This is a genomic window from Maricaulis sp. (genome assembly GCF_017642925.1).
Classification (GTDB): Bacteria; Pseudomonadota; Alphaproteobacteria; order Caulobacterales; family Maricaulaceae; genus Maricaulis.
On sequence record NZ_JAEPOL010000034.1, the window covers coordinates 1 to 11,323 of the forward strand.

An 11,323-nucleotide genomic window follows, 5' to 3' on the forward strand; every position below is an offset into this window, starting at 1 on the left:
GGCCGCGCAGGAGACGATTAGCGGTCTTGAGACGGACCTGGAGAAGGCCCGGGGCGACCAGAAGGATGCCGAAGACCGGGCGAAGGCCGCGCAGGAGACGATTAGCGGTCTTGAGACGGACCTGAGGACAGCCCGCGGCGACCAGAAGGATGCAGAAGCGCGGGCCGCATCCGCACAGGCGGTCATCTCCGGCCTCGAGGCCGATCTGGAAAAAGCGCGGGCCGATCAGGCCGAAGCCGATGCGCGGGCAAAGACCGCGCAGGGTTATATTCACGAGCTGGAAACACTCAGAGACGAGCTGCGGGCCCGGCTTGAAACTGTGCAGGGCGAAAAGGCCGAGCTGGAAAGCTCGTTGCAGACCTTCATCACCGACTTCAAGGCGCTCGAAGCGTCGGTGCAGGCCTATCGCGAGCATGCCGACCGCCTGGAAGCGGAGCTGGCTGACACCCAGGTCGCCTACCGGCAGGCCGACAGTGAGCGCATTGCGCTGCGGCTGGAACGCGACCATGTCGCCCAGCGGCTTGAGCAGATCGAGAACTCGACCATCTGGCGGGCGACCGACCCGCTGCGCCGCATGTTGCGGGGAACGCCCTGGCTGACGCGGTGGACGCGGCGCGGGCTGAAACTCGTCTGGTGGACGGTCACCCTGCAGCTGCCGGCGCGCCTGTCCGCCCGTCACGATTCTTCGGTGGTCCAGACGGAAGGGGAGACAGCAGAGAGCGTGGATCAGGTCCTGCCGCCGCTCGACCGGCTGGCCGGCTTCCTCGGTGAGGAGTTCGGGCCGGATGCCGCCGCGACAACTACGGGCCTGATCGAGAAATACCAGCTGCCGTTCCAGCGCGAGGGCATGCCGGCCATCGCCACCGTGACGCCGGACGAGACGGCGCGCGACTGGGCGCAATCCCTGGCGGAGATTGCACCGGCCGGGACCGATGCGCCGCGCGTCTCGATCATCGTGCCGGCCTATAACCAGATCGCCTTCACCCTGGCCTGTATCGAAAGCGTGTTCCGGTCCCAGCCATCGATCTCCTTCGAGATTCTCGTGGGCGACGACAAGTCGAGCGACGGCACGCTGGCGGCGGCCGAGGTCGATATCCCGAATGTGCGCTGGATCCGCCACGATCCCAATCTGGGCTTTGTGCGGAACTGCAATGCCACGGCGGCCGAAGCGCGCGGATCGATTCTCGTTTTCCTGAACAATGACACTCTGGTCCTGCCGGGCTGGCTGGACGAACTGGTCGCCACACTCGACGGCGATGTCACGATCGGCATGGCAGGATCCAAGCTGATCTATCCGGATGGCCGCCTGCAGGAAGCCGGCGGGATTTTCTGGCAGGACGGGTCGGCCTGGAATCTGGGCCGGTTCGACGATCCGCGGCGGCCGGAATTCAGCTATGCCCGCGAGGTCGACTACATCTCCGGCGCCGCGATCGCCCTGCCGCGTCCGGTCTGGGACGAGATGGGCGGGTTCGACGAGCTTTTCGTGCCGGCCTATGCCGAGGACGCCGATCTGGCTTTCCGGCTGCGCAAGGCGGGATACCGCACGCTGCTGCAGCCGCGCTCGCAATTGCTGCACTTCGAGGGCGTGTCTTCCGGCACGGATACGGGCAGCGGTATCAAGGCCCACCAGGTGACCAATCTGGAGCGCTTCAAGGAACGCTGGTCGGAGGTTCTCCAGAGCCACCGTCCCAATGGCCAGCTGCCCCAGCTGGAGAAGGAACGGTCGGTCCGCCAGCGTGCGCTCTTCGTCGACATCACCACGCCGGAGCCGGATCATGATGCGGGCTCGGTAGTGGCCGTCGAATGCATGCGCGGCCTGCAGGCCTCGGGCTTCAAGGTCACTTTCGTGCCGCAGGACAATTTCCTGTGGACGCGGGAGTTTTCCGCGCCGTTGCAGCGTGCCGGGATCGAGACGATCTACCACCCCTTCTATTCGCGCTTCACACCGTTTGCGGCCGAGCGCGGCAGCGAGTTCGACCTGGTCTTCCTGCACCGTTATCCCACAGCCGAGCGGACGCTGACCGATATCCGCCAGTATGCGCCGCAGGCGCGCGTCGTGCTGCTCAATGCCGATCTGCACTATCTGCGCGAGATGCGTGAAGCCGAACTCAGCGGCGATGCCGATGCGATCCGCGAGGCCGAGCGGACGCGGGAGCGCGAGCTGGCGGTGATGGCGGCCGTTGACCTCGTACTCACCCATTCGACGGTCGAGCTTGAAATCCTGCAGGCCGCACTCGGCGCCGAAAAAGTCATGCTGCTGCCGCTGATCCATGACGCCGAGCCCACACCGGCCGGTTTTGCCGAACGCCGCAGCATCGGCTTTCTTGGCGGCTTCGGGCATCCGCCGAATGTGGACGCCGTCGACTGGTTCCTCGATGAGGTCTGGCCGCGGGTGCGGGCCGTCGATGGCAAGGCCGAGTTCGCGCTGGCCGGCAGCAAGATGCCCGACCGCTACAAGCGCCTGGACGGGCGGGACGGGATTTCCGTCCTCGGTTTCGTGGAGTCGCTGCCCGACTATTTCAACCGCATCCGGCTGAGCGTCGTGCCGCTTCGCGTCGGTGCCGGGGCGAAGGGCAAGGTCGCTGCCAGCCTGGCAGCCGGTGTGCCCTGCGTGTCGACCTCGGTCGGCGTCGAGGGCATGCAGCTGGAGGCCGGGCGCGAGATCGCCGTTGCCGATACGGCCGAGGCGCTGGCGGCGCAAATCCTGCAGGTGTTCGAGGACGAGGCCGAATGGCGCCGCTATCGGGAAGAGGGCCTGGCCTATGCCGACCGCATCACCTCGCGGCGTGCGCTGCGGGCCCAGATCCTGGCGATGACAGAACGCCTCGGCATGACCCCGGCTGCAATTGAAACATCGGGGAACGGGAAGTGATTGGCTGGTGATGCTGCAGCGCACTACAGCCGGGGCGTGAGTTGAGGGCCAGGAGGCAAGGGCATGTGCGGAATCGTCGGCGTCGTGAATCACGAGGATGCGGCGCGCTGCATTCTCGACGGGCTTCAGCGGCTCGAATATCGTGGCTATGACTCCGCCGGCATTGCCATCGTCGGGGCACACGGCAAGGTGTCGATCGCCCGCGCCGAAGGCAAGCTGAGCAATCTCACCGGCAAGCTCGCCGATGCGCCCCTGGCCGGCAGCACCGGTGTCGGACACACGCGCTGGGCCACTCATGGCGCGCCGACCGAAGGCAATGCCCACCCGCACCGGGCGGGCCGTGTCAGCCTTGTGCACAACGGCATCATCGAGAACTACAAGGCCCTGCGCGCGGAATTGTCTGCTGCAGGCCGGAGCTTCGCCAGCGAGACTGACACCGAAGTCGTCGCGCAATTGCTGGACCGGTATCTGGAGACGGGGCTCGACCCGCAGACAGCCTGGCTTGAGACGCTGGGGCGGCTTGAAGGCGCCTTCGCGCTGGCGGCCATCATCGAGGGTGAGGACGGTCTGCTGCTCGGAGCCCGCCGTGGTGCCCCGCTGGTCGCAGCAACGAGCGATACCTCCGGCTTCCTCGCTTCCGACATCATGGCGATCACGGGTGAAGCCCGCACAGTGATCTATCTGGAAGATGGCGACACGGTTTTCGTGCGGCCGGGCGGTATCGAGATCTGTGCGCCGGACGGCGAAACCGTCGAGCGGCCCGCGAATCCGGCGCCGGCCTCCATGGCGATGGCGGAGAAGGGCAATCACCGCCACTTCATGCAGAAGGAAATCTACGAGCAGCCGGAAGTCGTCGGGCGGACGCTCAGCGCCTATGTCGATGCCGAGGCCGGCCGGATCCGGCCTGTCGAGGGGATCGATTTCTCGAAAATCTCGCGTCTGCTCGTCGTCGGTTGCGGCACGGCGTCCTATGCCGGATTGATCGCCGAATACTGGTTCGAGGCGATGGCTGGACTGCCGGTCGAAAACGATATCGCATCTGAATTCCGTTATCGCGATCCGGCTTTTGCGCCGGGCGATGCAGCGCTCTTCATTTCCCAGTCCGGCGAGACCGCCGACACGCTGGAAGCGCTGCGCCTGTGCAAGGCGGCCGGTCTGAAGACCATCGCCCTGGTCAACACACCGCATTCCTCGATGGCCCGCGAGGCCGATGTCGTCGTGCCGACGCTGGCCGGACCGGAAGTCGGTGTCGCCTCGACAAAGGCCTTCACCTGCCAGTTGACGGCTCTGGCGGCCTTGGCTGTGCTGGCCGCCGGTCAGCGTGGCAAGCTGTCGTCCGATGCGAGCGAAGCGCAGGTGGCGGCGCTGATGGCACTGCCGGCGCAGATGAATGCCGCGCTCGCTATCGAGCAGCAGATCGATCAGTTGGCGACCGAACTCGCGCACGCCTCCATCGTGCTCTATCTGGGCCGCAATGTATTCTTCCCGCTGGCTCTTGAAGGCGCGCTCAAGCTGAAGGAAATCAGCTATATTCATGCCGAAGGCTATGCGGCCGGCGAGCTGAAGCATGGCCCGATCGCGCTGATCGAGGACGATGTTGCCGTGGTTGCCATCGCGCCGCACGACGCCCTGTTCGCCAAGACGCGTTCTTCCATCCAGGAAGTGCGGGCCCGCGGCGCCCGGGTGATCGCGATCACCGACAAGGCCGGTGCGGACGAGCTGGACAGCGAGGCGAGCGCCATCCTGAAACTGCCTGACGTGAAGGGGCTGGCCGCGCCGATCGTGGCCGCCACGGCGGTGCAGCTGCTGGCCTACTACGTTGCCGTCCACAAGGGCACCGACGTCGACCAGCCGCGCAATCTCGCCAAGTCGGTGACGGTAGAATAGCGAAATGTTTCGTGACTTTGCGGGGCAGGAGGGCGCCTTTATAGCGCACCGGTATACCGCAGCGACAAGGCCCGCCGGCGCGGTGCCGAAAGGTGTTCCCTCATGACCGACATGATCCCCTTCATCGACCTCCAGGCCCAGCGGGCGCGCATCAAGGACCGCATGGATGCGGCGGTGATGAAAGTGCTCGACGAGGGGCGCTACATCCTGGGGCCGGAAGTCGGGGAGCTGGAAACCAGACTGGCCGAGTTCGCCGGCATGGGGCGTGCGCTGAGCTGCGCCAACGGTACGGACGCGATCCTGATCCCGCTGATGGCCTGGGGCATCGGCCGGGGCGATGCGGTTTTCGTGCCGTCCTTCACCTTCGCCGCCTCGGCCGAAGTTGTGGTGCTCGCCGGCGCCTCGCCGGTCTTTGTCGATATCGATCCTGAAACCTACAACATGTCGCCGGAAAGCCTGGCAGCGGCCATTGCCGATGTGAAGGCGAAGGGCGAGCTGACGCCGAAAGCCGTGATCGCCGTCGACCTGTTCGGTCAGCCGGCCGACTATCCGGCGCTCGAGCCCATCGCTCGCGAACACGGTCTCAAGCTCGTATCCGACTGTGCCCAGGCCTATGGCTCGACACTCGGCGGCAAGGCTTCGCTGAACTGGGCCGACGCGCTGACCGTCTCCTTCTACCCGGCCAAGCCGCTGGGCGCCTATGGCGATGCCGGCGCGGTGCTGTGCAAGGACGACGCCCTGTTCGACACGATGAAATCCGTCCGCGTCCACGGCGAGGGCGCATCGCGCTATGAATATGCCCGCATCGGGATCAATTCGCGTCTCGACACGATCCAGGCGGCGATCCTGCTGGCCAAGCTGGACGTCTTCGCCGAGGAGATCCAGATGCGCCAGCGCGTGGCGGACGCCTATAACAGCCGTCTCGGCAATGCGGTAAAGACACCGAAAGTCATCGACGGCGCCCAGTCGACCTGGGCCCAGTACACGATCGAGGTCGACGACCGCGACGGCTTCCGGGCGCACCTGGCCGAACAGGGTGTGCCGACGGCGATCTACTATCCCATCCCGCTGCACCTGCATGCGCCGTATGCGTCCTATCCGGTGGCGCCGGGCGGTCTGCCCGTGACCGAGGCAGCGGCCGGCCGGGTCGTCTCCCTGCCGATGCATCCGGACATGCCCGAGGGCGATATCGACCGGGTCGTGGCGGCGGTGACCGGTTTCCGCGGGTGATGCGGACCGGGCCCGGCTGCTGATACCGTACGCGGTGCAGCCGAAAAGCCCTTCTGCGGGTGGCAATCCGCGCTGAGCTGTCCTACATCGGCCTGACGCGAGGCTGGCCGGAATATCGACGTGCCATCCGCGAAGGTTGAGGGTGACATGAGCGATATCACGGCCACGGTCCGGGCGTATGCCGACCGCTTCAAGTCGGCGAAGACGCGCGAGCGTCCGCTGTCCGCGCATCTCAAGGCACTGGAAGCGGAATCGATCCACATCATGCGGGAAGTGGCGGCCGAATTTGCCAATCCCGTCATGCTGTATTCGATCGGCAAGGACAGCGCGGTGATGCTGCATCTGGCGCTGAAGGCTTTCTATCCCTCGCGCCCGCCCTTTCCGCTGCAGCACGTGGATTCGACTTTCAAGTTCCGCGAGATGATCGCCTTTCGCGATGCCATTGCGAAGGAGCTGGGTCTGGAAATCAGGGTCGAGATCAATGAGGACGGCCGGGCCCGCGGCATCAACCCGTTCGATCACGGCTCCCAGGTCCACACTCAGGTGATGAAGACCGAGGCGCTGCGCAATGCGATGACGCGCCACAAATACGATGCCGCGTTCGGCGGTGCCCGGCGCGACGAGGAAAAATCCCGCGCCAAGGAGCGCATCTTCTCCTTCCGCGACGGCAATCACGGCTGGGATCCGAAGAACCAGCGCCCGGAACTCTGGCACAACTACAACACCAAGATCCGCCAGGGTGAGTCGATCCGCGTCTTCCCGCTGTCCAACTGGACCGAACTGGATATCTGGCAATACATCCTGGAAGAAGACATCCCGATCGTGCCGCTCTACTACGCGGCCGAGCGTCCGGTCGTCGAACGAGACGGCCAGACCATCATGGTCGATGACGAGCGGCTGCCGCTGAAGGAAGGCGAAAAGCCCGAGCTCAAAATGGTCCGCTTCCGCACGCTGGGCTGCTATCCGCTGACCGGCGCGATCATGTCGAACGCAACGACCCTCGAAGAGATCGTGCTGGAAATGCTGACGGCCCGCACCTCGGAACGCTCCGGCCGGCTGATCGATCATGACGAGGCCGGCTCGATGGAGAAGAAGAAGCGCGAGGGATATTTCTGATGACCGTCCAGACTTCGCGCGCCGACGTGATCGCGCGCCTGACCCAATCCGGCCAGCGCGGCGTGCTGCGCTTTCTGACCTGCGGCTCCGTGGATGACGGCAAGTCGACCCTGATCGGCCGTCTTCTCTATGACAGCAAGCTGTTGTTCGAGGACCAGATCAACGTTCTGGAAAAGGACAGCCGCAAGCACGGCACCGCCGGTGACGAGATCGATTTCGCGCTCCTGCTCGACGGGCTCGAGGCCGAGCGGGAACAGGGCATCACGATCGATGTCGCCTATCGCTTCTTCGCGACCGAAAAGCGCAAATTCGTCGTCGCCGACACGCCGGGCCACGAGCAGTATACGCGCAATATGGCGACCGGCGCCTCGACCGCCGATGTCGCCGTGATGATGATCGATGCGCGCAAGGGCGTGCTCGTGCAGACGCTGCGCCACACCTATATCGCCCGCATGATGGGCATCCGCCATATCGTGCTGGCGGTGAACAAGATGGACCTGGTCGATCATGCCCGCGGCCGCTTCCACGAGATCGTCGCCGACTATCTCAAGAGCGCCGACGATCTGGGCTTCGAGACCATCACGCCGATCCCGATGTCGGCGCGCTATGGCGACAATGTCACCCATCGCTCCGAGAGCATGTCCTGGCATCAGGGGCCGACCCTGCTGGAACATCTCGAGACGCTGGACGTCGACAGCGATGTGCAGAACGAGCCCTTCCGCATGCCGGTGCAGTGGGTGAACCGGCCCAATCTGAATTTCCGCGGCTATTCCGGCACCATCGTCTCCGGCACGGTGCAGCCCGGCGACGCCATCGTCATTGCCCAGTCCGGCCTGACGGCAACGGTCGAGCGCATCGTCACGGCCGATGGCGATCTGGAGAGGGCGGTGGCCGGCGAGGCGGTGACGCTCGTGCTCGACCGCGAGATCGACATCTCCCGCGGCGATGTCATCGCCGCGGCCGAAGCGCGTCCGGAAGTGACCGACCAGTTTGCAGCCGAAGTGCTTTGGATGTCCGGCGACGACCTGCTGCCGGGACGCTCCTACCTTTTGAAGATCGGCACGGCGACGACGCCGGCGACGATCTCGTCGCTGAAATACCGCGTCGACATCAACACGTATGAGAAGAAGCCCAGCCGCAAGCTGGAGATGAACGGTATCGGCCAGTGCAATCTGTCGACCGCCCGTCCCATCGCCTTCGACCCGTATCACAAGATCCGGGATATGGGTGCCTTCATCCTGATCGACCGCTTCACCAACCAGACGGTGGGTGCGGGGATGATCGAGTTCGGTCTGCGCCGCGCTTCGAACATCCATCATCACGCGATGGATGTGTCCAAATCCGACCGGGCCCAGATCAAGGGCCAGAAGCCGGCCATTCTCTGGTTCACGGGCCTGTCGGGCGCCGGCAAGTCGACGGTCGCCAATATCGTCGAGCGCAAGCTGGCGGCGGCCGGTCACCACACCTATTCGCTCGACGGCGATAATGTGCGTCACGGGTTGAACCGCGATCTGGGCTTCACCGACGAGGACCGGGTGGAGAATATCCGCCGCATCGGCGAGGTCGGGAAACTGTTTGTCGACGCCGGGCTTCTGGTGACCTGTTCCTTCATCTCGCCCTTCCGGTCCGAGCGCCGCATGGTGCGCGAACTGGTCGAGGGCGACGAGTTCGTCGAGGTCTTCATCGACACCCCGCTGGAAATCTGCATGCAGCGCGACCCGAAGGGGCTCTACAAGAAGGCCCAGGCCGGCGAGATCAAGAATTTCACCGGTTTCGACAGCCCCTATGAGGCGCCGGAAAACCCGGAAATCCGTGTCGACACGTCGGAAATCTCCGCCGAAGAGGCCGCCGACCAGGTGATCGCCAAGCTCAGGGAAATGGGCCGGCTCGGCTAGCCGTACCGGATCACCGGACCGTACAAGCGCCGTCGCGGGGTGACCTGCGGCGGCGTTTTGCTGTTCGCGCGTCGCCGGGTGGCAAGCTGTTTTCTCTCGACGCTTTATATTGACAAATATCGATATAGACGATAATCGATATTCATGACGCAGCAACTCGACCACGCTTTTGCCGCCCTGTCCGACCCGACCCGGCGTGCCATCCTCGCCCGCCTCGCTGAAAGCGAGGCGACCGTCAACGTGCTGGTGGCGGGGTTCCACCTGTCCCAGCCGACAATCTCCAGCCATATCAAGATGCTCGAACGGGCCGGACTGATCGACCGCCGGCGCGTCGCCCAGACCCGGCCCTGCCGGCTGCGGCCGGAGGGGCTGAAAGCCGTCGGATCCTGGATCGACGCCTATCGCCGCTTCTGGGAGGGCAGTTTCGACCGCATGGACGACTATCTCGCCGAACTGACCAAGGGAGAGCCCGATGCTTCCGGACACTGAGACGCTCGCCGATGACGAGCTTCGCATTTCCCGCGATCTCGATGCGCCGCCGGAACTTGTCTTCCGGCTGTGGACCGACCCGGTGCATGTGGTGCGCTGGATGGGGCCGGACGGGTTTGACTGCCCGAGCTTCGAGCTCGACCTGCGCGAGGGCGGTGCCTGGCGAGGCTGTATCCGCTCGGCGGAATACGGCGAGAACTGGATGAGCGGCGTGTACCGCGAAATCGTGCCGGGCCGCCGCCTGGTCTTCACCTTCGCCTGGGATGAAGGGCCGGAAACCCTGGTCACCATCGACTTCAAAGCCCTGGACGGCGGCCGGACCCGCCAGACCTTCCACCAGACACCGTTCGAGACCGTCGAGACGCGCGACAGCCATGTCGGCGGTTGGGCCAGTGCCTTCGATTGCGAGGCCGGATATCTCGAACAGATCGCCAGAGGAGCGGACACATGATCACCGTGACGACATTCAGCTGGGTGCCCGATTTCGCCCGCGGCCTGGTGCGCGACATGCGCGTGCGCTGGGCGCTGGAAGAGGCCGGGCGCGCCTATGCGGAAACCCTGATCGACTTCGATGTGAAGGACAGCGCCGCCTATCGCGCCAAACAGCCCTTCGGCCAGGTGCCGGTCTATGAGGACGGTGCGCTGACCCTGTTCGAGAGCGGCGCCATCCTGCATCACATCGCACAGGACAGCGGCGCGCTGATGCCGGCGGATGCGGCAGAGCGGGCGCAGGTGACGACCTGGCTGTTCGCCGCCCTCAACTCGCTGGAGCCCTATGTCCAGGCCCTCGCCGAGATCGACCTCTTCTATCCCGACGAGGCCTGGGCCAAGGCCCGCCGTCCCGGCGCCGAGGAAGCGTTGCGCCAGCGTCTTGCCGAGCTTTCCGCCGTGCTGGAGACGCGGGACTGGCTGACCGCCGGACGCTTCACGGTGGCCGACCTGCTGATGGCCATGGTGCTCGACATCCTGCGCCATACCGACATGCTCGCCGACTATCCCGTGCTCAAGGCCTATCGCGACCGCTGCTTCGCGCGCCCGGCCTACGCCCGCGCCCTGGAACGGCACATGGCCGTATTCGAACGCGAGCCGGCCTGAGGCCGGTCAGTCTGAATCCGGCCCGGTCTCCGGGAGCATGCCCGCCACCGAGGCTTCGACCAGACTGTCCAGCATGTCCGCCTCGTCCCAGTTCAGATCGGGGTGCAGCAGGCGGGCGAGCGCGTCGCTGCGCGCATCCTCCGCTGCCCGGCGCTCGGCGGCAAGGCGGGGCGCAGCGAGGGCGTCGAGCCCGCGTCCCAGGCTGACGAAGCGCCCGGCAAGGCCCAGCCATCTTTCTGCCTGGCGCAGGCGGCCGTCGAACAGGGCAAGCTGGGCGCTCTGCAGGGCCGTGCGCGCGGAGGTCTCCGCGTCCAGCCCTTCGGCCAGATCCAGCATCTCGCGTGGCGACAATTGTTCCGACATGGCCAGGTCTGGATCGAGTTGCCGGCGGCGGCGACAGGGGCGGCGATGGGCGGCTGATGTTCTGCGGGGCATGAAAAGCTCCTCGTGAAGGGACAAGGTGTCTGCGCTGAAAGCGCCACGGCGTCTCCGCCTGGCGGTATGAGGATGTGCGGGATGCCGGCCGGAGCCGGAGTTTTGTATGTTTGTGTGAGTGGCGCCGGAGGCATCCCGCACACGGAGATTTACCCGGGTCCCTTGCGGGCCCCGTCTCGAAACCGGCGGGGACGGTCCGGTCGAGCTTTTTGCCGGTCGTCCCTGCCGATGGCCTCGCCGGAGCCTGCCGTGGTCAACCCGGCAGGCGCGGACAAGCTCCGTACTCTTTGCACCCCCGGATAAC

At 65.4% G+C, this 11,323-nt stretch carries 9 protein-coding genes; 8 read left to right on the top strand and 1 reads right to left on the bottom strand.

All coding sequences use genetic code 11. The annotated features are described in order from the left end of the window. From JJ918_RS17135 to JJ918_RS17170, 8 genes are all read left to right on the top strand, one after another. On the top strand, positions 1-2,872 hold a 2,872-nt coding region (locus JJ918_RS17135; RefSeq protein ID WP_291890095.1), incomplete at its 5' end, for a glycosyltransferase. A gap of 63 nt (positions 2,873-2,935) precedes the next feature. Then, on the top strand, positions 2,936-4,759 hold the full coding sequence (gene glmS, locus JJ918_RS17140; protein ID WP_291890097.1) for a glutamine--fructose-6-phosphate transaminase (isomerizing): 1,824 nt from the start codon (positions 2,936-2,938) through the stop codon (positions 4,757-4,759). 102 nt (positions 4,760-4,861) lie between these two features. Then, positions 4,862-5,989 carry a DegT/DnrJ/EryC1/StrS aminotransferase family protein gene (locus JJ918_RS17145; RefSeq protein WP_291890098.1) on the top strand — a complete coding sequence of 376 codons (1,128 nt, stop codon included), beginning with the start codon at positions 4,862-4,864 and terminating at the stop codon, positions 5,987-5,989. A gap of 147 nt (positions 5,990-6,136) precedes the next feature. Beyond that, complete coding sequence (cysD, locus tag JJ918_RS17150) at positions 6,137-7,105, top strand: sulfate adenylyltransferase subunit CysD (protein WP_291890100.1); 969 nt, start codon at positions 6,137-6,139, stop codon at positions 7,103-7,105. Further along, a complete protein-coding gene (gene cysN, locus JJ918_RS17155; protein WP_291890102.1) occupies positions 7,105-9,000 on the top strand; it encodes a sulfate adenylyltransferase subunit CysN in 1,896 nt (631 codons plus the stop codon). Before cysD ends, cysN begins: the two co-directional genes overlap by 1 nt. A gap of 144 nt (positions 9,001-9,144) precedes the next feature. Continuing rightward, a complete protein-coding gene (locus JJ918_RS17160) occupies positions 9,145-9,489 on the top strand; it encodes a helix-turn-helix transcriptional regulator (protein WP_291890104.1) in 345 nt (114 codons plus the stop codon). Next, positions 9,473-9,940: an SRPBCC domain-containing protein gene (locus JJ918_RS17165; RefSeq protein WP_291890106.1), complete on the top strand. Its 468-nt coding sequence runs from the start codon at positions 9,473-9,475 to the stop codon at positions 9,938-9,940. The genes JJ918_RS17160 and JJ918_RS17165 overlap by 17 nt, the downstream gene beginning before the upstream one ends. Next, a complete protein-coding gene (locus JJ918_RS17170; RefSeq protein WP_291890108.1) occupies positions 9,937-10,584 on the top strand; it encodes a glutathione S-transferase family protein in 648 nt (215 codons plus the stop codon). The genes JJ918_RS17165 and JJ918_RS17170 overlap by 4 nt, the downstream gene beginning before the upstream one ends. Before the next feature lie 6 nt (positions 10,585-10,590). On the opposite strand, the gene JJ918_RS17175 is transcribed toward JJ918_RS17170, so the two are convergent. Beyond that, positions 10,591-11,019 carry a hypothetical protein gene (locus tag JJ918_RS17175; RefSeq protein WP_291890109.1) on the bottom strand — a complete coding sequence of 143 codons (429 nt, stop codon included), beginning with the start codon at positions 11,017-11,019 and terminating at the stop codon, positions 10,591-10,593. Positions 11,020-11,323 lie beyond the last annotated feature (304 nt).

What these genes read in the sequence shown, in the direction of transcription:
- glmS (WP_291890097.1), top strand. Translation starts at nt 2,936, where the DNA reads ATGTGCGGAATCGTCGGCGTCGTGAATCACGAGGATGCGGCGCGCTGC.
- JJ918_RS17145 (WP_291890098.1), top strand. Translation starts at nt 4,862, where the DNA reads ATGACCGACATGATCCCCTTCATCGACCTCCAGGCCCAGCGGGCGCGC.
- cysD (WP_291890100.1), top strand. Translation starts at nt 6,137, where the DNA reads ATGAGCGATATCACGGCCACGGTCCGGGCGTATGCCGACCGCTTCAAG.
- cysN (WP_291890102.1), top strand. Translation starts at nt 7,105, where the DNA reads ATGACCGTCCAGACTTCGCGCGCCGACGTGATCGCGCGCCTGACCCAA.
- JJ918_RS17160 (WP_291890104.1), top strand. Translation starts at nt 9,145, where the DNA reads ATGACGCAGCAACTCGACCACGCTTTTGCCGCCCTGTCCGACCCGACC.
- JJ918_RS17165 (WP_291890106.1), top strand. Translation starts at nt 9,473, where the DNA reads ATGCTTCCGGACACTGAGACGCTCGCCGATGACGAGCTTCGCATTTCC.
- JJ918_RS17170 (WP_291890108.1), top strand. Translation starts at nt 9,937, where the DNA reads ATGATCACCGTGACGACATTCAGCTGGGTGCCCGATTTCGCCCGCGGC.
- JJ918_RS17175 (WP_291890109.1), bottom strand. Translation starts at nt 11,019, where the DNA reads ATGCCCCGCAGAACATCAGCCGCCCATCGCCGCCCCTGTCGCCGCCGC.